20 protein-coding genes are annotated in these 25,384 nt (G+C 38.5%); 7 read left to right on the top strand and 13 right to left on the bottom strand.

From position 1 onward, the window contains the following. Positions 1–114 precede the first annotated feature (114 nt). Positions 115–2,985 (bottom strand): TonB-dependent receptor domain-containing protein, encoded by a 2,871-nt coding sequence (locus tag ACQY77_RS18255; protein ID WP_421940871.1) that lies wholly within the window; start codon positions 2,983–2,985, stop codon positions 115–117. A 187-nt stretch (positions 2,986–3,172) separates the two neighbouring features. On the opposite strand from ACQY77_RS18255, the gene ACQY77_RS18250 reads away from it, so the two are divergent. The 3 genes from ACQY77_RS18250 to ACQY77_RS18240 are packed head-to-tail and all read left to right on the top strand — an operon-like array spanning position 3,173 to position 6,971. Then, positions 3,173–5,605 (top strand): penicillin acylase family protein, encoded by a 2,433-nt coding sequence (locus ACQY77_RS18250; protein WP_421940872.1) that lies wholly within the window; start codon positions 3,173–3,175, stop codon positions 5,603–5,605. A 3-nt stretch (positions 5,606–5,608) separates the two neighbouring features. Next, entirely contained in the window at positions 5,609–5,968 is a 360-nt protein-coding gene (locus tag ACQY77_RS18245; protein WP_421940873.1) for a hypothetical protein, read from the top strand. Between the two features lie 19 nt (positions 5,969–5,987). Continuing rightward, the gene (locus ACQY77_RS18240) at positions 5,988–6,971 is read left to right on the top strand and encodes an acyl transferase (RefSeq protein ID WP_428430023.1); all 984 of its coding nucleotides are present in this window, start codon (positions 5,988–5,990) and stop codon (positions 6,969–6,971) included. Here ACQY77_RS18240 and ACQY77_RS18235 read toward each other — a convergent pair whose 3' ends face one another. The 3 genes from ACQY77_RS18235 to tyrS form a co-directional block, all read right to left on the bottom strand. Further along, entirely contained in the window at positions 6,972–7,424 is a 453-nt protein-coding gene (locus tag ACQY77_RS18235; protein WP_421940875.1) for an RES family NAD+ phosphorylase, read from the bottom strand. Further along, a complete protein-coding gene (gene parS / locus ACQY77_RS18230) occupies positions 7,425–7,904 on the bottom strand; it encodes a type II RES/Xre toxin-antitoxin system antitoxin (RefSeq protein ID WP_421940876.1) in 480 nt (159 codons plus the stop codon). Between the two features lie 119 nt (positions 7,905–8,023). Continuing rightward, positions 8,024–9,310 carry a tyrosine--tRNA ligase gene (gene tyrS / locus ACQY77_RS18225; RefSeq protein WP_421940877.1) on the bottom strand — a complete coding sequence of 429 codons (1,287 nt, stop codon included), beginning with the start codon at positions 9,308–9,310 and terminating at the stop codon, positions 8,024–8,026. Between the two features lie 136 nt (positions 9,311–9,446). Here tyrS and ACQY77_RS18220 point away from each other — a divergent pair, with 136 nt between their 5' ends. The 4 genes from ACQY77_RS18220 to ACQY77_RS18205 all read left to right on the top strand — a co-directional run bounded on the left by ACQY77_RS18220 (position 9,447) and on the right by ACQY77_RS18205 (position 13,793). Beyond that, entirely contained in the window at positions 9,447–10,121 is a 675-nt protein-coding gene (locus ACQY77_RS18220; protein ID WP_421940878.1) for an ACP phosphodiesterase, read from the top strand. Positions 10,122–10,193: 72 nt separating this feature from the next. After that, entirely contained in the window at positions 10,194–12,206 is a 2,013-nt protein-coding gene (gene ligA / locus ACQY77_RS18215) for an NAD-dependent DNA ligase LigA (protein WP_421940879.1), read from the top strand. A 127-nt stretch (positions 12,207–12,333) separates the two neighbouring features. Further along, positions 12,334–13,221 carry a 4-hydroxy-tetrahydrodipicolinate synthase gene (gene dapA / locus ACQY77_RS18210; protein ID WP_421940880.1) on the top strand — a complete coding sequence of 296 codons (888 nt, stop codon included), beginning with the start codon at positions 12,334–12,336 and terminating at the stop codon, positions 13,219–13,221. Positions 13,222–13,475: 254 nt separating this feature from the next. Continuing rightward, positions 13,476–13,793: a hypothetical protein gene (locus tag ACQY77_RS18205; protein WP_421940881.1), complete on the top strand. Its 318-nt coding sequence runs from the start codon at positions 13,476–13,478 to the stop codon at positions 13,791–13,793. A gap of 57 nt (positions 13,794–13,850) precedes the next feature. Here the strand turns inward: ACQY77_RS18205 and ACQY77_RS18200 are convergent, their stop codons facing one another. The 9 genes from ACQY77_RS18200 to murD all read right to left on the bottom strand — a co-directional run bounded on the left by ACQY77_RS18200 (position 13,851) and on the right by murD (position 25,362). Continuing rightward, positions 13,851–14,027: a hypothetical protein gene (locus ACQY77_RS18200; RefSeq protein ID WP_010602932.1), complete on the bottom strand. Its 177-nt coding sequence runs from the start codon at positions 14,025–14,027 to the stop codon at positions 13,851–13,853. A 259-nt stretch (positions 14,028–14,286) separates the two neighbouring features. Beyond that, complete coding sequence (locus tag ACQY77_RS18195) at positions 14,287–15,528, bottom strand: aminotransferase class I/II-fold pyridoxal phosphate-dependent enzyme (protein ID WP_421940882.1); 1,242 nt, start codon at positions 15,526–15,528, stop codon at positions 14,287–14,289. 169 nt (positions 15,529–15,697) lie between these two features. After that, complete coding sequence (gene ftsZ, locus ACQY77_RS18190; RefSeq protein ID WP_421940883.1) at positions 15,698–17,326, bottom strand: cell division protein FtsZ; 1,629 nt, start codon at positions 17,324–17,326, stop codon at positions 15,698–15,700. 130 nt (positions 17,327–17,456) lie between these two features. Further along, entirely contained in the window at positions 17,457–18,815 is a 1,359-nt protein-coding gene (ftsA, locus tag ACQY77_RS18185; RefSeq protein ID WP_421940884.1) for a cell division protein FtsA, read from the bottom strand. A 5-nt stretch (positions 18,816–18,820) separates the two neighbouring features. Beyond that, positions 18,821–20,065: a cell division protein FtsQ gene (locus ACQY77_RS18180; protein WP_421940885.1), complete on the bottom strand. Its 1,245-nt coding sequence runs from the start codon at positions 20,063–20,065 to the stop codon at positions 18,821–18,823. After that, entirely contained in the window at positions 20,058–21,413 is a 1,356-nt protein-coding gene (murC, locus tag ACQY77_RS18175; protein WP_421940886.1) for a UDP-N-acetylmuramate--L-alanine ligase, read from the bottom strand. Before murC ends, ACQY77_RS18180 begins: the two co-directional genes overlap by 8 nt. A 114-nt stretch (positions 21,414–21,527) precedes the next feature. Next, positions 21,528–22,634, bottom strand: coding sequence for an undecaprenyldiphospho-muramoylpentapeptide beta-N-acetylglucosaminyltransferase (murG, locus tag ACQY77_RS18170; RefSeq protein WP_421940887.1), 1,107 nt, complete (start codon positions 22,632–22,634; stop codon positions 21,528–21,530). A gap of 130 nt (positions 22,635–22,764) precedes the next feature. Then, the gene (locus ACQY77_RS18165; protein WP_421940888.1) at positions 22,765–23,955 is read right to left on the bottom strand and encodes an FtsW/RodA/SpoVE family cell cycle protein; all 1,191 of its coding nucleotides are present in this window, start codon (positions 23,953–23,955) and stop codon (positions 22,765–22,767) included. 15 nt (positions 23,956–23,970) lie between these two features. Next, positions 23,971–25,362 carry a UDP-N-acetylmuramoyl-L-alanine--D-glutamate ligase gene (gene murD / locus ACQY77_RS18160; protein ID WP_421940889.1) on the bottom strand — a complete coding sequence of 464 codons (1,392 nt, stop codon included), beginning with the start codon at positions 25,360–25,362 and terminating at the stop codon, positions 23,971–23,973. Positions 25,363–25,384 lie beyond the last annotated feature (22 nt).

Raw genomic sequence — 25,384 nt, 5'->3', positions numbered from 1 at the left:
TGTGCTTAAGAAAGTACTATAATACAAATATTTTACAAAAGATGGCCGGAATAAATCAATAAAAAAGCCCTCTGTACTTTTTAAGTAAGAGGGCTCCTGAGATGAATAAGTATCTTATGGGTTAAAGGAAACGGCAAGGTAATATATTGCACCTGCTGAAGGGTTACCATATGAGGTGAAATAGTATTTATTCAAAATATTTGAACCGCCCAATTTAACTACTGACATTACCGAAGGAATTTTCAAGCTTATTTGTGCATCTAATGAACTGTATGCAGGCACCTGACCTGATGCAAATGATGAATTCCAGTAGAATTGATCTTGCCAGCGATACGCTACATTAAATCCGAAATTTTTAACAATTTCTTTATTTCCAAATCCAAGGTTGTATCTGATTTTTGGGGTATTGAAATCGTTAATATAATTTACAGGTAAATCGCCAATTTCATTGTAAGATACGTTACCGCTAATGTTATATTTTCCTATCAGGTAATCTAAACCCAACGCAGCTCCATAAGATTTAACCTCACCTTCTGCATTAACAGGTACACCAAATTTAACAAAGCTGCCATTAACATTTTGATACACATCTACAGCAGTAATAAAATCTTTGTAGATGTTGTAATAACCATAAGCATCTACTAATAAATTGGGAAGTACCAATCCTTTATACCCCAACTCATAAGACTGTACACTTTCAGGGCGTACGCCTCGTGCATCAAAATTATATTGTTGCAATACCGCCGGATTTGGAGCTCCTGTTGTTGCAGCAGAAGCCAGGTAGGCACGATAACTAACATCGGTATAAGCTTTGTTGTTATAAAGATTATACTTGGTAAGGATTTCTGGTAAACCACCGATCAGCCTTTGAGTACCTCCACCAACTGATAAATCTATATATTGGTTTTGTGTTGTTGGGTTACGGTAACCAGTTTGATAAGAAACGCGGATATTATTATTTTTAGCTACAGTAAAAACACCTGTTACCCTTGGTGTAAATCTGCCTTCAAAGTTCTGGCTTTTATCATAACGTCCAGCGAAAGTGAATTTCACTTTATCATTGAAAAATTTCTTTCCGATTTGTGCGAAGCCTCCGTACTCTTTAATATCTATTTCACGATTCAAATCATCGAATATGGTTCCGGCAGAATTCAGATCATAAATTCTATATGAAGCACCCACCTGAAATTCTACAACTTTATTTAAAAGATTAGTGAAATTATACAATCCTTCATAGTGATACAGATTCGTTTTATCATCGAATTTTGCACCATAAATGCCTTTGCTTGGGTCTGAAGCACTAATGGTGGTGTTCATAATCTGCTCTTTTGCATTTAGAAACTGCTGTGAGCCCGGAGCAAAATAAGCACTACCACCTGTTGAGGCAGAGTTAGCTGCATTTCTGGCCGCTGCATGAGCTTGTACATCGCTTAAACCCAATGATCTTGCGCCAACGTAATTTCCTACATACTCTGGAAACCAGGCCTGAGATACTTTTGATTTTTCATTGATATAGCTTCCTAAAACTGAAGATATATAAGAATCACCCGAACGTTCCTGAGTGGTATAACCACGCAACATAAAATCTTCACCCTTCAATTCCAGTTTGTATTGACCTATGTTGAAATTACGTAAAGAATACCGGTCTGATCCGGTATAAACTGATGTACCTGTACCCCAGTTAGCTTGAAAAGTTGCCTGAACAGTTTTGGAAATATTGTAGTACATACCTCCTGAAAGCTTTAATGATTTGGTATTATAATCTACTAAATCGGCTTCCTGATAACCATTACGCGTTACATTTTGGTTAGGGATTAAACCTGGTGTATTAATACCTAAATAAAAAGGTCGGGTTTGTGCGTTGGTAGAAAGGAAATTTACAATCTGCGCTTGTGTGGGCACTCCACCACCTGTGGCCAAACCATAATTTTTAATATAAGTTGCTGTTCCTGTGGCCAGTACACTTTGAGCCACATTTCTCATGTTCTGACTTAACTCATCACCATAAGTATTGATACCATCATAATTCGGATCAGATTCTCTTGTCCCCGATTTTTCTGTACGTGCATTGCGGTCAAAATTGGTATAATTGTTTCCAAACCAATCTTTTGCCTGCAAGAAAGAAAATGCCCCTTTAATACCGAATTTATTGTTCCATGATTTCGCTAAACGTACGTCCAACTGATTAAATGGCTGCACACTGCTATTATCATCATTTACGTGATTCACACCTGTTTTATATTGAAAACTAGCACCCTGATATTTAAAAGGATCTTTAGAAGTCATTAACAAAGTACCGTTAATCCCTCCTGCACCATACAATGCTGATGCTGCTCCTGGTAAAAGCTCTACATTATCTACATCCAGTTCTGTAATACCTACAATGTTACCAACCGAAAAGTTTAAGCCGGGAGCCTGGTTATCCATTCCATCAATAAACTGATTAAAACGAGTATTACCATTTGAATTAAACCCTCTGGTGTTAATTGACTTAAAGGTTAAACTCTGCATACTGCTTTCTACCCCCTTCATGTTGTTCAGGGCATCATAAAATGATGGAGCTGCAATTTCTCTGATAGATGCTGCACTCATTCTTTCGATAGAAACCGGAGATTCTAAAATTCTTTCCGGTGTTCTGGAAGCAGAAACGACAACATCCCCGCCTAACACTACGGCCGTTTCAATTTCAATATTAATACCAGTTGTACTACCTGTAATTTGTTGTTCTACGGTACCATAACCAACGTAAGATGCTACTAAAGTAAAAGGAACCTTGGCTGAAGTAGTGAAAGAAAAAGAACCATTTGCCGTAGAGGCGGTACCACCTGATTGCCCCCTGATGGTTAAACTTACACCGGCTAGTCCTTCTTTGCTCTGCTTATCTTTAACGGTTCCGCTAACCGTTATATTCTGTGCCTGTGCAACAAAATTAAAGCTGCACATCAATAAAAACACATAAAAGATCTGGGTAAAAGTTCTGCTCATAAATGATATAGTTTGGTTATCGGTTAATTAGTTACATAAACTTAGGTGCTTTTTTTTAATTTAACAAATTATGTTTGCATAATAATTATAAATCAATTTTATAATTTTGATTGATATGCAGTTTGTTGTAATTTGCATATCTTCTAATCTTATCCCAATTATTGAGATCGAATTTTTGGCTAACCATATGAATAAAATCAAAGCGCTTTTCTGCATCATTATCCCAGTTGCTCTGGCCTTTCTGTTTAACACGAAGATTGGCAGTACCCCTCCCCTCTTAAAGTTTTTAAATCCTTTCCGGGGATTTTGGCAAAATGCCGAAAACAATCACTTTATGTTTAACCATAAAACCAAGATAAAAGGAGCCATAGACGAGATTGAAATTGTATTCGACGACCGGATGATCCCACATATTTTTGCTAAAAACGACCATGATCTTTACCTTGCTCAGGGCTATGTAACGGCTATGCACCGCCTTTGGCAAATGGATTTCCAAACCCGGTTTGCTGCCGGAAGAATCAGCGAGGTGGTGGGCGACAAGGCCATAGAAGTAGACCGCTATCAGCGTCGGATGGGTATGGTGTATGGAGCAGAAAACTCCCTCAAGGGAATGATGTCCGATCCTAAAGCTAAAGAAATGATCCTGGCCTATACGGATGGGATAAATGCTTACATTAAAACGCTATCTAAAGCTAATTATCCTATTGAATATAAAATATTAGATTTCAAACCTGAAAACTGGACACCCATTAAATGTGCATTGCTGTTAAAGCAGATGTCTGCAGTATTGGCCATGGGTTCTGATGAATTCTACATGACAAATATTTTAAAGAAATTTGGCCCTGAAATAACCAAAGATCTTTTTCCGGATTATCCTTTCCGCGAAGACCCTATTATTCCTGTGGGTACTAAATGGGATTTCTCTCCGCTTCCCATTCCGGAAACACCAAAAAGCTTTACCGATGCCCAAACCGGACAAGTAAGAACGAAAGAAAAAGTAGAGGGGATTGGCAGTAATAACTGGGCATTATCCGGAACAAAAACTGCATCCGGATTTCCAATTTTGGCTAACGACCCTCATTTAGACCTCACTTTACCTTCTATTTGGTACCAGATTCAATTACATGCTCCCGGAGTAAACACTTATGGCGTTTCCTTGCCAGGGGCACCCGGGGTTATTATCGGCTTTAATCAAAAGATTGCCTGGGGAGTAACCAATGTAGCTGCTGATGTTTTAGACTTTTATGAAATTAAATTTAAAGACAACTCCCACCAGGAATACTGGTATAATAATCAATGGAAAAAAACAACACAACGTGTAGAAACGATCAAAATCAGGGGTGGAAAGGATGAGCTGGATACGGTTTATTACACACACCAGGGACCTGTAGTTTATTTCCAGAAACCTATGTACAGCAAAGCAAATAATGTACCTGTAGGTGATGCTTTACGATGGATAGCGCATGAAGAATCGAATGAGCTAATGACCTTCTATTATCTTAACAGGGGGAAAAATTATGCAGATTATCGCAAAGCTTTAACTTTTTATACTGCTCCGGCACAGAACTTTGTATTTGCCAGTGTAGATAACGATATTGCTATAACGCCTAATGGTAAATTCCCGTTAAAATGGAAAGACCAGGGAAAATTTATTCTTGATGGTACCGACCCTGCCTACGATTGGCATGGATGGATTCCGGCAAATCAAAATCCAACGGTAAAAAATCCAGCCAGGGGTTTTGTTAGCTCTGCCAATCAGTCTTCTACTGATCAGTCTTACCCATATTACATTAATTGGGAGTTTTCTCCTTATGAACGTGGCAAGCGTATTAATGACCGACTTGCATCAATGAATAAAGCCACTGCAGATAGTATCAGACTCATGCAAACCGATAACTATAGCATTATGGCTCAAAATTTAATCCCGGCTTTAGTACCAATGGTAAATGCAGATCAGCTTAATGCCACCCAAAAAGAAGCTTTAGGATACCTTGGCAGGTGGAATAAACGCTATGATGCAGAAGAGATTGCAGCAAGCATCTTCGAAATCTGGACCAAACGCTTATCTTTTGATATCTGGCATGATGAATTTGATGTAGATGGCGTTCCTATGCGCTACCCTTCAAGAGACAGAACAGTTGAAATGATCTTAAACTACCCTACTGCCAGGTGGTACGACAACATCAATACTCCTCAAAATGAAACACTTGCATATTGGGTAAATGAATCTTTTAAGTTTAGCTGCGATAGTTTAGAACGTAAGTTCGGACCAATTAACAAAGATTGGAACTGGGGTAATGTTAAAGGGAGCAATGTTCCCCATTTAGCCAAAATACCGGGTTTTGGTTCTAAAACCTTATTAATTGGCGGCGCAAAGAGTACCATTAACGCGCTGGGCGAATCTAATGGTCCTTCCTGGAGAATGGTTATCGAGCTAGGGAAAACCCCGAAAGGACATGGCGTATACCCGGGCGGGCAATCCGGAAATCCAGGCAGTAAATTTTACGACAATATGGTTGATACCTGGGCAAATGGTAAACTTTACGATCTCTTTTATATGCAAAGCCCTGATGATCGTTCGGGCACAGTTATTTCTCGTTTAAAAATATCAAAAAAATAAAAAATGGTCTTTATTGCTATATTAATCATCTGTTTCCTGCTTCAAATGGTAGCGCCCTGGTGGGTTATTATTGTCATTGCCTTCGCCACCTGTGGCATCATTGGTAAAACCGGAAAAATTGCCTTTTGGCAATCGTTCTTAGCCATCTTTCTGCTTTGGATAGGCTACGCGTTATTTAAAAGCCTGCCAAATGATAATGTTTTGGCCAGCCGGGTAGCGGTTACGACGGGTATTAAACTCTGGTGGGCTTTACTGTTGGTTACCGGAATTTTGAGTGGCCTGGCCGCCGGAATAAGCGGATATTGCGGGTATCAGTTTCGCATGGCCATGCTGGCAAAAAAAACTGACGAAAAAATAGCATAATGCTTTGTATTTTTGCGAGGTGAGCATTACTTCCAAAGCCATTTTTTCCAATCATTCAGCCGCTGAGTTTAGCGGGCAGGCATTAGAGATTTTTAATTTCCAAGCCATAAACTGTGCTGTTTACCATCAATATATTCATCACCTGGGTGTGCGTATTGAACAGGTTAAAAATATTGAGCAAATCCCGTTTTTACCAATCAGTTTTTTTAAAAGCCATTCCATTTTAAGTACTACTGCCCCTGTTGAAGTAACCTTTAGCAGTTCTGGCACCACAGGAATGAGTCAAAGTAATCATCTGGTGACCGATGTAAAGCTATACGAACAGAGTTACCTGCAGGCTTTTAATCAATTTTATGGAAATATTGAAGAATACTGTTTCCTGGCACTTTTACCTTCCTATCAGGAAAGAACTGGTTCATCTTTAATTTATATGGTAGATGACCTGATTCAGAAAAGCAAACATCCCCAAAGCGGTTACTTTTTGTACAATCATGATGATCTGTTTTCAACCCTGAAAGATTTAAAAAACCGTAAGCAAAAAACCGTACTGATAGGTGTTACCTATGCCTTGCTTGATTTTATTGAACAGTATGAGATCCATTTCCCCGAATTGGTGGTTATGGAAACAGGGGGAATGAAGGGGAAACGAAAAGAAATGGTAAGGGAAGAATTACATGAACAGCTTACAAAAGGCTTTGGTGTTGCGGCTATACACAGTGAGTATGGTATGACAGAGCTATTATCTCAAGCCTATTCGCTTGGTGATGGTATTTTTCATTGCCCGGATTGGATGCGGGTGCTTATTCGCGATACAAATGATCCATTAAGCTTAATCGAAAAAGGTAGAACCGGAGGAATCAATGTAATTGATTTGGCCAACATCAATTCCTGTTCGTTCATCGCTACGCAAGATTTAGGAAGAATTAATCCGGATGGAAGTTTTGAAGTACTCGGAAGATTCGACAATGCCGATATCAGGGGTTGTAATCTTTTGGTTCAGTAATTACAATAACCGGGCATCAAAACTGAATGTTTTTACATCAATAACCCGGATTTCAGCAGCAAGTGGGTGAGTAACATTCATCAGATAGTTAAACTCATCTTCAATAATTGCCGAGGGTACTTTTAACAAAAGTTTATCATTCTGCTTCACGAAGTTATCTCCAATCTGCTGAAGTACCAATCCTGAAGGATAATTCCTCCAGTTTTCTGGCAGTTCCCCGATATTTACCACTTGGATACTCTGCTCAGGTAATTCAAAACTGGTTAAACAAAAGTTAAGATTATTATTCAGGTTATTCATATTAACCAATACTTCGAGCGCGGCCAATGCCCTGCTAGAAGCCATATAATGAATAGGCACCCCTACTGAATTCCAACGCCCGCCGAAAAGCTTAGCCCCGGTTCCACTCGTATCTTTTGAATGTTTACAGTGTGAAATCCTATATAATATCATTTAGCTAAACACACCATAATCTAAACGGCCTAAAACCTGTAAAACCAACTCAAATCCTATAGAAGTATCTAATAATTGGAGAGGGATTTCGTCATTTAGTGCCCGATTAGGTTGACGCATCCAGATATTAAAAGCTTCGGCACTACCTAATACAATTATACCCCGTTCGTATAAACGGGCTAATTCGATAACACGATCTGCATGCTCTGTTTTTACTAAAGTGGTTGGTGCATACCTTTGTAAGGTTCTTTCGGAAATGTGCAGCACGGCAGATATCTCTTCGAGTGTAAGTGTAATTTGCTTGGCTAGCTGTGTAATTGATTTCTTAGAAATACCCTTTCGTGCCAGTTGAAGCAAATCAAAGGTTGTTGGTGAAGCAGTTTGTTTACCAAAAATTCCAAACATCGGAATGGCTGGATCTGCCCCATAAACGGCTAATGGTTCTTCTAAAAGCGATATATCCTGAACTTGTTTTTTCATAACCCGACAACAATACACCAATATACACATTTTGTCTGATTAAAACAAAAAGATTGACTTGAGCGTTAAGAAGTCCAAACCAAAAAAAACGCCCAATTTTCATTGAGCGTTTCTAAAAATTATTCGGCGATTAAAAGGAAATAATTTCTTCGCCCTTTTTGAACTACAATAAATTTATCATTTATCAAATGTGAAGAATTAAAAATAGATGAAGCATCAACTACCTTTTCTTTATTGACCGACACACCGCCCCCTTGAATTAGCTTTTTAGTTTCACCCTTTGAAGCAAAAACAGCGGCCTTTTCAGCCAATAATGTTGCAGCATCTAACCCACCCTTTAACTCATCCTTAGAGATTTTAAATTGAGGGATTCCTTCAAACATTTCTAATACCTGATTTTCAGATAACGTCTTCAAAAACTCCAATGAGCTATTTCCAAACAAGAATTCAGAGGTTTTAATTGCTGTTTCCAAAGCTTCAACAGAGTGCGTTTTAATGGTAATATCCTCTGCCAATGCTTTTTGGAGAATCCTTAAATGAGGCGCTGCATCGTGCTCAGCTTCTAAAGCTTCAATTTCAGCTTTCGTTTTTAAGGTAAAAATTCTGATCCATTTTTTCACATCATCATCAGATGCATTTAACCAGAATTGGTAGAACTTATATGGAGAAGTTTTCTCCGGATCAAGCCACACCGCACCACTTTCAGTTTTTCCAAACTTAGTGCCATCAGCCTTTTTAATTAACTGTGTAGTAATGGCATAAGCTGTTCCGCCATCCTTTCTTCTGATTAATTCTGTTCCGGTAACAATATTCCCCCATTGATCGGAGCCTCCCATTTGTACGAGGCAATTGTTATTTTTCCATAAATAATAGAAATCGTATCCTTGTATCAACTGATAGCAGAATTCGGTAAAAGAAAGTCCAGAATCACCTTCTAAACGCCTCTTAACACTATCTTTTGCCATCATATAGTTAACAGTAATGTGCTTACCCACATCACGGATAAAAGTAAAAAGGTTCATATCTTTAAACCAATCCGCATTGTTAACCATTACTGCTCCATTTCCACCTTCTTCAAATTTCAGAAATTTAGCCAACTGGCGTTTCATTCCTTTAAGGTTATGTTCGATCATCTCCTCAGTTTGAAGATTCCTTTCGTCTGATTTGCCAGAAGGATCTCCAACCATTCCGGTTGCACCACCAACCAAAGCAAAAGGCTTATGTCCGGCGTTTTGAAAATGGATTAAAGTCATGATCTGAGTTAAGTGTCCTACATGCAATGAATCAGCCGTTGGGTCAAATCCAATATAACCAGAAGTCATACCTTCATTTAACTTTTCCTCTGTATTCGGCATAATATCATGTAGCATGCCACGCCACTTTAACTCTTCAACAAAATTCGTCATTGTACAAACACATTAATTATTGTGCGTGCAAAGATAAAATTTTAGCTTAGTTTAAAACAAATTAGTTATCGTGTAAAACATTGTTCAATGTTATCTTTTTATTTCTTCCTGTTTTGTAGAAGTATTACCTTGCAACATGAACTTCTTATCCCATTATTATTTTGATAGGTTAACTACAGATTCTTGTGTAGTGATGGGAACGGTATTGCCTGATCTTGTCAAAAACGCATCAAAGGATAGTAACCTGTATCCTCAGAAAAATGAGTTTCTATTTTTAGGTAATCCGAATGAGGAAGCACTTCTTCGGGGATGGAAGAGGCACCTTGCTGTTGATTTACACTTTCATTCATCTGCATTCTTTTTAGAAAAAACCACAGAGCTGAAGCTTTTGATAAAACCTATTGCAGAAAATACAGCTGTAAGGCCTTCCTTTCTGGCCCACATTGGTTTAGAATTACTGTTAGATCATTTGCTCATTGAACATAACCTGCTACAGGTGAACCATTTTTACGACCACCTGGTTGCCGCCAATAATGATGCCCTTGTTGACTTTCTGGAACACTGTGGTTTAAGGGACCAAAGTAAGTTCTATCAGTTCCTGGCGGGTTTTATCAGCAGCAAATATTTATTAAGCTACCAGAAGTTAGAAAACATCAGTTATGCTTTAAACAGAATCTGCATGCGGCTATGGCCTGAAACGCTCAATGAAAAGCAACTCCAGCAACTCACCTTTGCCCTTAGTATTTTTAAGGAGGCTTTAGAAAAAGATTTCATGGAGATTTTCTACGATATTGAGCAAAAATTAGTTTAAATTCTCTTCACATTATCTGATAAATCCCATTCATAGTTTTTCAAACCTCGAAAATCAGTTTATCTTTGTTTCATGTCGCTACTTGCTATAAAAGAAGAAATGGATGCCCTGGTTGCAGAGCTAAACCAGCACAATTATAATTACTATGTTTTGGCTATGCCTACCATAGGTGATTATGAATTTGATAAGAAACTTGCCCGTTTGGCGGAGCTGGAAAAATCAAATCCAGATTGTGCAGACCCTAATTCCCCTACTCAACGTGTTGGCGGTGATATTACAAAAAATTTCATCACTGTTAATCATAAATACCCCATGTTATCACTGGGGAATACTTATAACGAACAAGATCTTCGGGATTTTGATGAACGCATCCGTAAAGCAATAGGCGACAATTTCCAATACGTTTGCGAATTAAAATTTGATGGATTGTCTATCAGCTTAACATATGAGAACGGAAAACTTTTACGGGCGGTAACCCGTGGTGATGGTACCAAAGGTGATGATGTGACCAATAACGTAAAAACAATCCATACCATCCCACACCAGATTAAAACTCAGGCAGCTCCAGAGCACTTCGAGATTCGTGGTGAAATTTTCATGCATAAAGCGGCTTTCTTGCGACTAAACGCTGCAAGAGAGGAACTGGGAGAAATTCCTTATGCAAATCCAAGAAACTTTGCTTCAGGAACCATCAAAATGCAGGATAGTAAAGAAGTTGCCAAAAGACCACTAGATGGTTTTATCTATTTCCTTTACACCGACAAAAACGAATTTAAAAATCATTGGGAAAGCTTAAATGCGGTTAAAGACTGGGGATTTCATGTTTGTGAGCACAATAAACTAGTGAACAATATTGATGAGGTTTTAGCATTTATCCACCACTGGGAACAAGAAAGGTTTAAACTGAGCTACGACATTGACGGAATTGTAATTAAAGTAAACAGCTATGCCCAACAACAGGAATTAGGTTTTACGGCTAAATCTCCGCGTTGGGCCATTTCATATAAATACAAAGCTGCAGAAGTTCAAACCATACTCGAAAAAGTAACTTATCAGGTTGGCAGAACCGGGGCGGTTACACCTGTTGCTAACTTAAAACCTGTTTTATTGGCCGGAACTACGGTTAAAAGAGCTACGCTCCATAATGCAAATGAAATTGAGCGTTTAGATTTACATGAAGGTGATACCGTTTTTGTTGAGAAAGGTGGAGAAATTATCCCAAAAATTATTAAAGTTAATTTAGACGAACGCAAACCGGATTCGCCAAAGGTGGTATACCTGCATCATTGTCCGGAATGTGGCACCGAGTTGATCAGAAAGGAAGGTGAAGCCGTTCATTATTGTCCGAACGATGAGGGTTGTCCGCCACAAATTGTAGGTAAAATACAACATTTTATCTCACGCAAAGCGATGAATATCGACGGGCTGGGTGATGAAACAATTGAAACTTTTTTCAAGCATGACTTAGTTGCTCACATCAGTGATCTTTATACCTTACATAAAAAAGCTGATCAGCTGAAAACGCTCGATCGTTTTGGCGAACGCTCGATAGAAAACATGCTTTCAGGAATTGAAAAATCAAAAGAAATGCCTTTTGAGAAAGTTCTTTTCGGTTTAGGGATTCGTTATGTGGGAGAAACTGTAGCCAAAAAATTAGCAGCTGGTGTTAAAAATATCGACAATTTATCAAAAGCGACAGTAGAAGAATTGATCGCAATAGATGAAATTGGACAACGCATTGCCGAGAGTATTGTTGAATACTTTGCAAAAAATGAACATTTGCAGCAAATAGAATTATTAAAATTAGCAGGATTACGCTTCGAAATTGAAGAAAAGATAATTGAACTGGCCAGTGATACGCTTATTGGAAAAACATTCGTAATTTCGGGCGTTTTTGAGAAGTATAGTCGCGATGAACTAAAAGACCTGATTGAAGCCAATGGCGGGAAGATTTTAAGTGGTATTTCGGGTAAATTGAACTACCTGGTTGCGGGAGATAATATGGGCCCTTCAAAATTAGAAAAAGCGACTAAACTTAACATTCCGATCATCAGCGACGAAGAACTGATTAAAATGATTGGATGAAGAAATGACTGAATGAAAGGATGAATGAATTATAGAATGACTGAATGAGAGAATATTTGATTTGGCTTAGAAACATTCAATCATTCAAAACTCACTCATTCGACAATTAAATATTATAAATTAAAAAATGAACAAATTTCAGGGTACTGGTGTAGCATTAGTTACGCCTTTCAACGCAGATGGATCTGTTGATTATAACGGTTTAAAAAACCTGATTAATCATTTGATCGACGGAGGGATAGATTACCTCGTTTCTTTAGGTACAACCGGCGAAACAGCCACAATGACTAAGGACGAGAAGAAGAAGGTGTGGGCTTATACTGCTGAAATTAACAACAATAGACTGCCTTTAGTTGCCGGGATTGGCGGAAACGATACTTTAGCTGTTGCAAATGACATTAAATCTTTCGATGCATCGGGTTACAGTGCAATTTTATCTGTTAGCCCATATTATAACAAACCAACTCAGGAAGGCATTTATCAGCATTATAAATACTTAGCTGAAGTATCTCCTTTAGATTTGATTCTATATAACGTACCTGGTCGTACCGGAAGCAACATGAGTCCGGAAACTACCTGCAGATTGGCGCATGATTTTAAAAACATCATTGCCACAAAGGAAGCTTCGGGAAGTTTTGACCAGTTTAACCAGATCATGAGAGATAAACCTGCAGATTTCCTTTTAATCTCTGGTGACGATCCAATTACACTACCGATGATTGCTTTAGGTGCATCTGGTATTATTTCAGTAGTTGGGAATGCATTACCTAAACAGTTTTCTGATATGGTAAGGCTTTGCTTAAAAGGCGATTTTAAAAATGCTACAACGGCTCACTTAAGCCTAATCGAATTTACACGCCTTGCTTTTGCAGAAGGCAATCCGGCAGGAATTAAGGCTGCCTTGAAACTATTGGGTATTTGCGGTGACACTGTTAGACTTCCATTAGTTAAAGCCTCAGCAAGCTTAGAAGCGGCTATCGCTAAAGAAATCGATAAGTTGAGTCAATTAGCATAAATATAATAGGGAAATAAAAATCCCTAATTCCATAAAAAACAGAACAGATTGTTTGGTTTGCTAGAATAAGCATACTGATCAATCTGTTTTTTTTTGAGGTAAATAAAAAATTACAGAGACAAAAAAGCTCATTATCAAATGTTTGCCAGCAATAAATCTCCTCTCCCAATTACCTCAGGTCAAGTGTGTTAATTAATGTAATATATGCTAGCATAATTATTGTGTGTCAAAACGTACACACAAATAAAACACACATGAAAAAATTATTATTTATTGCCCTGATTGGCGCAACAGCCACTGGCTGTGCATTGCGGTCAAAGAATGTAGAAAAGCCAGATCCTATAATTGGGATGAGCCTGGAGGAATTTAAAACCGACTATCCCCGTGCAGGCTTGGTTTATCTGTCTGCCGATTCTGCTACCTATAAGGTTTACCGCATGTCTAACTCTGAATTATGGATAGACGATTACTATTATTTTGGCAAGGGCAGGCTCGCTAAATTTGAACAGAAAACTCACTTTTTTAATAAAAGTACGGTCAGTGTTGAGCGCAGTCTGTTGAGAAAAAATTAACATATAGAAAAGCCGCTGAAATTCAGCGGCTTTTCTAGTTATAAATATCTGGATTGCTTAAGCTTTGTTTTTAGTGTCTTGAACTTCCAAACGGATAGCTTGAGCTAAGTTTTTTAAATCTTGCATGCCTTTACGAACGCGGGTTCCAGCAGCGCTGTTACCTTTGTTATAAAACTTGTCTGCGTCAGCTTCTAAAGCCGCTACTAAACTTTTTACTTCTTCAAATTTTTTCATGTTTAAGTACTCCTATAATTTTAAAGGTTTGAGTTTTAATTATCTTACTCTAATTTAGAGGGTTTCATGAAATAAAAAAATTTTTAAATAAATAAAAAACATGCTCAAACAGTGTTTTTTTCCACATTTTGTGTATTTATAAACAAAAAACAGTCAAAAATAAAGGTCAACAAGCTGAAAAACAAACACTTAAAAATACATATCAACAAAAAAGCCGCTTTAAACTGGTTTAAAGCGGCCTTTACATCATCGTAATGGGTTATGCTGTTGCGAATTGATTTTCTTTATAATAACCGTTTTCTAATTTTTCGGCTACTTCGCTAAATGCGTCTAAAGTACGTTGAACATCTTCTAAAGTATGTACCGCTGTCGGAATCAACCGAAGCTCAATCATCCCCTTAGGGATAACCGGATATACTACGATTGAACAGAAAATACTATAGTTCTCTCTTAAATCGAACGTTATTGCAGTTGCATCGGATAATTCACCTTTTAAGAAAACCGGTGTAACCACTGAATCTGTTACACCTAAATCGAAACCGCGTTCGCGCAAACCTTTTTGTAAGGTTGTTGCAATTTCCCAAAGCTTATCTTTCAGTTCAGGTTTTGTTTTTAACAGCTCTAAACGTTTCAACAAACCAATAACCATTGGCATTGGAAGTGCCTTAGCAAAAGTTTGCGAACGCATGTTATATCTAAGGAAATTAGTGATTTCCTCAGTAGAGGCAACAAAAGCACCGATACCTGCCATTGATTTGGCAAATGTTCCGAAATAAACATCAATCCCGTCTATACAATCCTGAGCTTCGTGCGTACCTGCGCCGGTTTTACCCATTGTTCCGAAACCATGTGCATCATCAACCAGGATACGGAATTCGAATTCTTTTTTAAGATCAACAATTTCTTTAAGTTTACCTTGCGCGCCGCTCATACCAAAAACACCTTCAGTAATCAAAAGAATTCCACCTCCTGATTCGTTAGTTAATTTGGTTGCACGCTCCAATTGCTTACGGGCACTCTCAATATCATTGTGTTTGTAAACAAAGCGCTTACCCATGTGAAGACGCAATCCATCAATAATACAAGCATGCGATTCTGCATCATAAACGATAACATCATTTCTATCTACCAAGGTATCAATGATAGATACCATACCTTGATAACCGTAGTTTAACAAGAAAGCATCAGGTTTACCTACGAAAGCCGCGAGTTCCTGCTCTAATTGTTCGTGATATTTAGAGTTACCACTCATCATTCGGGCACCCATAGGATATGCCATACCAAATTGAGCTGCTGCCTCTTCATCTGCTTTTCTAACCTCAGGATGGTTGGCTAAACCTAAATAGTTATTTAAACTCCAAACCAAGTGCTCTTTTCCACGAAATTGCATGTGTGGCGCAATCTCTCCCTCTAATTTTGGAAATGAGAAATACCCATGAGACCATTTCTGGTGCTGACCAAGAGGGCCCATGTGTTTCGTTATCTTATCAAATATATCCAATGTATTATGTATTTATTGTACTTAAAATTTTGCGAATTTAAGGTTTATTCGGCTTAAAATCAACCGAATCTAGGTGGTGCATGGTAATTTAAACATTTTTAACGAGCCAATATTATGCCAAAAAAGCCTTAACAATTAAGTTAAGGCTTTAAAGTATAGTCGATTCGATCTAATCCACATTATCGTGTAAGAAAGAATTGTTCGGTCTGATTTCTGTTCCGCCGTCCTGATCATTGCTCAAGGTAAAACGACTCACCTGTGATTCTGATGAATGCTGAACTTGTTGCAATTGCATTTGCTTACGTTTATATGCAGGTTCATTCTCTAATTCCTGCAATCCGTTGGTAGTACGCAGTTTCATACTTAAATCTTTTAAACGTAAAATACGTTCTTTAGATTTTCTCAACTGCTCCTCCATAGATTCATCATTCTTATCATCGTCTAAACCAACCACCGGCATTTCTATTTCCGGTTCAGGCATAGCCGGCACTTCAGCTACAGGGGTTTCGAATACAAATTCTGTTTCAGCTAATTTTACTTCAAACTCGAATCCTGTTTCTTGCGGAGCTTCTACCTGGGGTTCTTCTTCTATTAAAGTATGGCGAACGATATTGTTTTCAGGTTCCTGAATTTTCTGAGCTTCTGCCTTATTGAACATGCCACCAAATAAATCGGCCTGAGAAACTTCTTCTTTAGTTTTCATAACCGGCTCGTATGAAGGCGCTACTTCTTTTGGCTGAATAAAAGAATTTACGGGTTCAACCGGACGAACTAAGGGTGCCTCTTCTGGTGTTAATAAAGAAATTTTCTTTTTATTGCGTTCTTCATGCACGCGCTCTTCTGAAGTTTGGAAGCCGGTAGCAATGATGGTTACAGAAAGTTTCTCTCCTAAAGTTTCATCTGTACAGTTACCCCAAATCAAATCAGCAGACAATCCCGCTTTTTCCTGAATGTAATCTGTAATGATCGAAACTTCATCCATCGTAACTTCTCTAACACCAGAACTGATGTTAAGTAAGATATACCTTGCACCTTCAATTTCGCTATCTTTCAATAGTGGAGATGCTAAAGCTCCTTCTACTGCTTGTAATGCACGTTCATCACCCTCTGCAGAATGGCTACCCATAATGGCTACCCCACTGTCTTTCATTACAGTACGCACATCTTTAAAATCCACGTTGATGTAACCGGGAACAGTAATGATTTCTGCAATACCTTTTGCTGCGGTGGTTAAAATATCATCGGCCTGACCAAAAGCAGAGCCTAATGTTAAGTTTCCAAATATTTCACGAAGTCGATCATTAGAAATAACCAGATAAGAATCTACATATTTCTTTAATTCTTCCATCCCCTCATCCGCTTGCAGTCGACGTCTTTTACCTTCGAATGAAAATGGTGTAGTGATAATTGCAACAGTCAGAATATCGAGTTCTTTTGCCGCTTTTGCGATGATGGGACTGGCACCTGTTCCGGTACCACCACCCATACCAGCAGTAATAAACAACATTTTTGTTGTACTGCCAAGCATAGCTTTAATGTCATCAATATTTTCTATTGCCGAGTTTTTACCAACTTCGGGTATAGAACCAGCTCCCATTCCTTCAGTTAAACTAGCACCTAACTGAACTTTATTAGGGATAGGGCTACTTTCTAAAGCTTGGGCATCTGTATTACAAATAATAAAATCCACACCAGTAATACCGGATAGGTACATATGGTTAACTGCGTTACCACCACCACCACCAACACCAATAACTTTGATGATTGATGATTTATCTTTTAACATTTCGAACTGCATAATCTTATGAATCAGTTGTTTAAAAATTTTTAATTCCTGTTCATTACTCCATGTAATATTAACACTTTTTCAACAGACGTTTTCCACAAGTGTTAAGAATGTGGAAAACTCGTTCTTTGTTGAAAAAAACTTAATTTTTCAAGTAATCTTCGTCACTTACATTCATGTCATCCTGAATGAAAGTACGTGTTTTAGCAAGCAGCTTATCGAATAAACCTGGTCCGCGTTTTTCTTTTTCTTTAGCAACTTTAGCCTTTTCAACAAATACACCTGGCTGTTTCATTTCTTCAATCAGTTCTTCGGCCTTCTGAATACCTTTTATTAACAAACCAACACTGGTTGCATACATTGGGCTCTTCAAATCATCGTAAATGGTTTTTGGCATATCTTCATATTTAGATAAATGCTCATTAGGGTAACCAATACGGCAATCCAGGCCGGTAACATATTCTACTAATTGGCTAAGGTGCTTTAACAAAGCGCCACCACCGGTAATTACAATACCACCAATTAATTTTTTCTCATATCCTGATGATTTGATTTCGTAATAAACATGCTCAATGATCTCCTCCATTCGGGCCTGAATCACATAGGCTAAGTTTTTAACAGAGATCTCTTTCGGCTCGCGTCCGCGTAAACCAGGAACACAGATGATCTCATTTTCTTTATTTTCTTCTGCCAATGCCGAACCGAAACGGGTTTTCAATAATTCCGCCTGATTACGCATCACTGAACATCCTTCTCTGATATCTTCAGTTACACTGTTACCACCAAAGGGGATAACAGCGGTGTGACGTATAATGCCTTCATGGAAGATCGCAATATCGGTAGTACCACCACCAATATCTACCAATGCAATACCAGCTTCTTTTTCTTCATCGCTCAACACCGATTCAGAAGATGCCAATGGCTCAAGAATTAAATCCTGAGTTTGCAATCCTGCATTGTTTACACATTTCATGATATTTTTAACAGCCGTTACCTGACCGGAGATGATGTGGAAGTTTGCTTCAAGACGCACACCTGCCATACCAATCGGATCTTTGATTCCGGGTTCGTTATCAATGGTAAATTCCTGTGGTAATACATGAATAATTTCTTCTCCCGGAGGCATAACCAACTTAAACATATCATCAATCAGTTTATCGATATCTTTTTTACCGATTTCGTTGTTCAATTCTCTTCTGGTTAAAATTCCTCTATGCTGTAAGCTCTTGATGTGCTGACCAGCAATACCCACATTTACCACCTGTATTTCTACATTGGATTGTCCGCTTGCTACTTCAACTGCTTGAGCAATACCCTGCACGGTTTTTTGAATGTTTGAAACCACTCCTCTAGTTACACCCGCCGATTCTGCCTTTCCGATTCCTAATATTTCTATCTTACCGTGTTGTGTTCTCCGTCCTACGATAACACATATTTTTGTAGTACCGATATCCAATCCTACTACAATGGGCGACTGACTGGTAAATTTTGCCTTGTCCATATTCGTTAATTTTGTTGAGTTTTATACAGTTTTTCCAGGGCTTTGATTTCTTTCTCTCTCGCTTCTTTCTGTTTCTTCAAATCTGCCGCAGATTTTGCCGGCTTTGGCTGTGTTGCTGTAGTTGTTTTAGGCTGTTGCTTTTTTTCCGCTGGTTTATTATCTTTTGGTTTCGAAATTACTGGTTTCTTAACCGCCAGTTTATTTGCCGCAGGTTTAGTTACCGCAGGTTTGGTTTCCCTGGGTTTTGCTGTTGTTGCAACTACAGTTTTTTTAATTTCTTTTTTTAGGGGCTCCGTCTTTTTAGGGGCTGCCACTACTATCTTTTTAGGTTCTTCATTTTGGGGTTCAGCCTCTTCGGGTCTATCTTCCATTGCCTCCCCAACCATGCTTTTAATCAGCGAATCAGTAACTTTTCTTTGTATCCTCAAACTATCAGCTAAGGAAATTGTTTTTGCTTTTTTCCCTATAGCTGTTGAATCCCTTTTTTCGCAAACAATCTGATTCGTGTATTTAATATTGATTGTTTTATAGGCATCCCACCCTACCTGCGGCATAGCTTTTTTATAAAAGATTAACAGGTTTTTCATTTTAATCTCCAACGAATCGGCATTACCCAAAATAATCCGCTGGTCGCCTACTCTTGGAATCAGCTCCATGTCTTTCTGGCCATCTACAACTATTTGTTCAATTTGATTATCCCAAAGCGTATCTTTCTTAATATACAATGCGGTTCGATACAGATCGCGGGCTAACTGGGTGTGTAAAGTATCTACGCTTTTACCAAATACTTCGGTTATGTTTCCGGTAGCCACTAAAACGTTCGCAGTAAAGTTGGCCGAAATCGGCATTTTCAATCCGTCATTATCAATATAAAAATCTTGTCCGTTTGCATTCAAAATCCTCAATATGGGTTGACGCTGTTTAATCTCAATATGTAAAACACCATCCATATCTACGTATACTTTGGCAAATCCGATATAAGGATTGGACTGTAATTTTTGTTCAATGCGATGGATGTTAATTTTTTCCAGCTTTCTTCCCAGCAACACGCCCTGATCTTCTCTCAAAATGGCATCGATCTCCTCGCGCTCAATAAAGTTATCTGCCCCGGGAATTATAATCTTAACATCTGTACAGGTAACCGTTTGCTTCTTAACATTAATAAAACCTAAAAGCACTACCACCCCTGCCAGACTAATTAGCCAGGCAAAGCCAGTAAATATCGCTCCCCAGTTTAAACGCTTAAGCATGGTTTAATATATTTTTTAAAGGTTCAATTAATGTATCTATATCTCCTGCACCTACAGTTAAAATTAGTTCAGGCTCAGCATCCTTAACATACTGAAGCACAAAATCTTTCCCACATACCTGTTTGTTTTCTAATGTGATTTTATCAAGCAAAAAAGCTGAATCTATGCCCTGAATCGGTAATTCTCTTGCTGGATAAATATCCAAAAGCAATAATTCATCAGCAGTGCTCAAAACTTTTGCAAATTCATCAGCAAAATCGCGGGTGCGTGTAAACAAATGCGGCTGAAATACCACAGTCAGTTTCTTAGCAGGATACAATTGCCTTACAGCATTAAAACAGGCTTTTAATTCCTCAGGGTGATGAGCATAATCATCAATATAGATTTGCCTGCTGTTATCTACAATATATTCAAAACGACGTTTAACACCTTTGAAATTACCTACTGCTTGTTTCACCTTTGCAGCATCAATCCCAAGTTGCAGTGCAATAGCAATGGCTACGGTTGCATTTTCTACATTATGCTTTCCAGGCAGCATCAAGCTGATATCATTGATACGGTGATCTCTGTCGGCATAATCGAAAACAAATTTTGATCCTTCTACCCTTAAATTCTCAGCTCTTGCAGTTGCAGTATTACTTGCAGCATAGCTGATATAGTGCTCAAGCGGTAAACCCTCATGTACATACAATATCCCTCTCTCTTTCAACTGACCTGCAAAAAGTCTAAAAGATTCTTCCAGGTGACTTTTATCACCATAAATATCCAGGTGATCGGCATCCATAGAGGTTACTACAGCCACATCCGGATGCAGTGTAAGGAAAGATCGATCATATTCATCCGCCTCTACCACCACAACATTATTCTTACCAAAAAGCACATTGCTATTATAATTACTGGTTATACCGCCCAAAAATGCAGTACAATCATATCCTGTATCTTTTAAAAGATGTGCAACAATTGAAGAAGTAGTGGTTTTACCATGTGTACCTGCCACCGCAATGCAGAACATACCTTTACTGATAATGCCTAAAACTTCTGAACGTTTTTTGAGATCAAAGCCCTTATCTTTAAAATGATTCAGGATTTTAGAATCTTTCGGAATCGCTGGCGTATAAACCACCAATGTATCATCATGGTTATCAAGAAACGCACATGGGAGTGCAGAAGCCTCATCCAAATAGGAAATTAAAATTCCTTCTTGTTCCAAAGTTTCTGTGAGTTTTGTCCGGGTTTTATCATAACCACAAACTGCCACTCCACGCTTGGCAAAATAACGAGCAAGCGCACTCATGCCGATACCACCGATACCTACAAAATATACTCTATTTATTTTACCTAGTTCCATTCCTTATGAGATAAAAGCTTAAAGCTGTTTTTACCGTTTATTACTTTATTTCTATTCTTTTCCAGTACTTTTTTTCACTATCTGCCCAATTTCTATAGCTTTGATCATTCAAGCTTAGCTTCTAACCAGCTTTAGCACTTCGCTTGCTATTACTTCATCTGCCTCCGGCAATGCCATACTGCCAATTTTTTCAGACAAACTTCCGGCTTGTTCCTGGTTCATTAACAACCTAAGTGCTTCTGCTACCAGTGTATCTTCTGCCGAGCGATCATTAATTAATATTGCAGCACCTTGTTTAACTAAGGCCAGCGCATTCTTAGTTTGATGATCTTCTGCCACATTAGGTGAAGGCACCAGAATTACCGGTTTTTTAATCAAGCAAAGTTCAGCTATCGTTCCTGCTCCTGCCCTGCTGATAATCACATCAGCAGCGGCATAAGCCAAATCCATTTTATTTAAGAACTCCAGGATGCGAACATTGGGATGATAATTTTCTCCTAAACGTTCGATAATCCCTTTATAATAAAACTTGCCTGTTTGCCAAATCACCTGAACATCTTCGGCCAGGATTTCGGGCAAATGTTTTTCTATGCTTTTATTTAATGTTCCTGCACCTAAGCTTCCACCTGTAACTAAAATCGTTTTCTTTAGTGGATCTAATTTCAGCAACTCAGCACCTGCATGATGCTTCCCTTTAATGTCTACCACTTCTTTTCGTACTGGATTACCAGTTTTCAAGATTCTGTCTGCAGGAAAAAACTGATCCATCTCATCGAAAGCCACGCATATTTTTGCTGCCTTTCTACCCAACCACTTATTGGTAACTCCTGCATAAGAGTTTTGCTCCTGAATGAGATACGGAATACCTTTTAGCGAAGCCGCGTATAACAACGGGCCTGAGGCATAACCACCAACTCCTACTACAACATCAGGTCTAAAATCTTTGATAATCTGAAGTGCCTTTTGTACACTTCCAATTACCTTAAATGGTAAGCTTAAATTCTTCAGTATCGATCCCCGCTGTATGCCGGCAATGTTCAAACCGATAATCTTATATCCGGCAGCAGGAACCTTTTCCATTTCCATTCGCCCGTTGGCCCCAACAAATAAAATTTCACACGAGGGCACCAAGCGTTTGAGCGCATTGGCTATGGCTACGGCGGGAAATATATGCCCGCCGGTGCCACCACCTGATATGATAATTTTTGGGGAATTATTCATTTTTAATATTCTTATTTAACCACCGAGTGCACTGAGTTTTCACTGGGCACACTGAGTTTTTATCACAATTTATTTGAGTATTGATTAAGCTTCCAAACTTGAAACTCATAACCCACAACTCATAACTCGACTACGCTATCGCCGGAATCTCTCCGATAATTACTTTATTACTTTTATTCTTCTCTGTTGATTCCTTACCTGCTACATGTTCCTCAACGTCACGACTTACACTTAAAATGATACCGAAGGCCACGCTGGTAAAAATCATCGATGTTCCCCCCATGCTTACCAATGGAAGCGGTACACCAGTTACCGGCCCCAGACCTACAGCAACTGCCATATTTGCAAACGCCTGTATGGTTAAACTAAAACTAAGTCCGGCGGCGAGCAGGGCCCCAAATGCTTTCGGGGCTCGGGTCACTATTTTTATACATCGGTATAAAAGCACCAGGTAAAGCATCATAATAACAATTCCTCCCATTGTTCCCCATTCTTCAATAATAATGGCGAAAATAAAATCGGAGTAAGGATGTGGAAGGAAATTGCGTTGTGTACTATTACCTGGTCCTTTACCAAAAACACCACCAGTAGCCAAAGCAATTTTTGCCTGATCTGCCTGGAAAGTTTTATCTGAGTGCTGCATCTCGGGATGCATAAACGAGTTGATACGCGACATATAAGTCTTCCTTCTGGGCCCCAGAAAGAAAACAAATAGCAGCAATACAAATCCGCCGGCACATACGATAGCAATCTGTTTAATACTGATCCTACCGATAATTAACAATAATATACTTACCCCAAAAAGCATTAATGCTGTAGATAAGTTTGCTAATGCAATCAATACAAAAACAACACAAACCGAACCCATAATCGGGATAAACGATTCTTTAACGTCTTTAATATTCTCCTGTTTCTTGGTTAACATCCTGGCCAGAAAAGTAATTAAGGCCAATTTTGCTAAATCGGAGGTCTGGAAGGTTAAACCAATTACCGGAATTTTAACCCAACGGGATGCATCATTTAAATTAGTACCAAAAATTAGTGTATAAACAAGCAATGGTATGGTTACGATCATCAGCACTTTAGAAATCCCGGCATAATACCGGTAATCGAGCAGGTGCGAGATATAAATCATTCCAATTCCGAGCATCACAAAGATTAAGTGTTTGGTTAATAGCAGTTTTTCAACTGCCTCTCCCTTTTTATAAGCCAATGTGCCTGTGGCACTGTATACAGCCATTACTGATATAAGCGAAAGCAGGATGATGATCAACCAGATCCACCTGTCGCCTTTGGTTTTATTAAGTAATGCCTCTAACATAGTTTAGCCCTCCTGTTATAATTCTCTAACTGCCGCTTTAAATTGATTTCCGCGGTCTTCATAATTTTTAAATAAGTCAAAACTTGCACAAGCCGGGGAAAGCAAAACAGCATCTCCACGCTTAGCCAGGTGATAAGCAATTTGTGTAGCCTCTTCCGCAGAAAAAGTATTTACGATAACTTCTACGTCATCCTCAAATGCATCATGAATGCGTTTATTATCTTTTCCTAAGCACACTATAGCTTTCACTTTCTGCTTAACCAAATCTTTAAGCATGTTATAATCATTACCCTTATCTACCCCTCCCATAATCAATACAACATCAGAAGTCATGCTTTCCAGGGCATACCAGGTAGAATTTACATTGGTTGCTTTGCTATCATTGATAAAGTCGATTCCAGAAATTTTGGCCACATGTTCTAACCTGTGCTCAATATTCTTGAAATTGCCCATACTTTCACGAATGGAATCATTTCTCAACTCCAGAACTTTAGCAACAATGCCTGAAGCCATCGAATTGTAAATGTTGTGCTTGCCTTGTAAGGCTAAATCTGAAATAGACATGGTTAGTTGGTTATTGGTTTCTATAAGGATGTGTATTGTATTTTCGTCTAAAAAGGCTCCCTGATCTACTGTTTTTACAATTGAAAAAGGGTACATTTTTGCCTTTGGATGAACATTTTTTAACGCATGAAGAGTTTCCTCATCATCTGCGCAATAGATAAAAACTTCGCTTTCAGTTTGATTTTGAATAATGCGCATTTTTGATGCAGCATAATTCTCAATCTTATATTCGTACCGATCCAAATGATCGGGGGTAATATTTAATAATACAGCGATATCCGCTTTAAATTCGAACATATCGTCCAGCATAAAGCTTGATATTTCCAATACATACCAATCAAAATTTTCCGTGGCCACCTGTGCAGCAAAGCTGTATCCGATGTTACCAGCGAGGCCAACATTTAAGCCTGCGTTTTTCAGAATATGATAGGTTAATAAGCTGGTAGTAGATTTACCATTAGAACCTGTGATGCAGACTGTTTTAGCATTGGTATAACGTTTCGCAAATTCTATTTCAGAAATTACAGGCACCCCCTGCTCCAACAGCTTTTTAACAATTGGTGCTGTTGGCGGAATACCAGGGCTTTTAATCACCTCTTTAGCATTCAAAATAAGTGCTTCGGTATGCTGAGCAGATTCATAAGGAATAGCCATCTCATCGAGCGCTTTTTTATACTGATCAGCAATAGCACCAAAATCAGATACAAATACATCGAAACCTTGCTTTTGAGCAAGTTTAGCAGCGCCAACACCACTTTCTCCTGCACCTAAAATCACAACACGGCCAAGCCCTGTCATTTCTGACTGAAGATTAGATGGTGAAAAGTTAGGATTAGTGCTCATGCTTGTATTTATATTTTTTTGT

The organism is Pedobacter sp. (genome assembly GCF_965279535.1).
GTDB lineage: Bacteria > Bacteroidota > Bacteroidia > Sphingobacteriales > Sphingobacteriaceae > Pedobacter.
The sequence above is the reverse complement of the archived record's forward strand: the minus strand, read 5'-3'. Positions and strand labels throughout refer to the sequence as shown.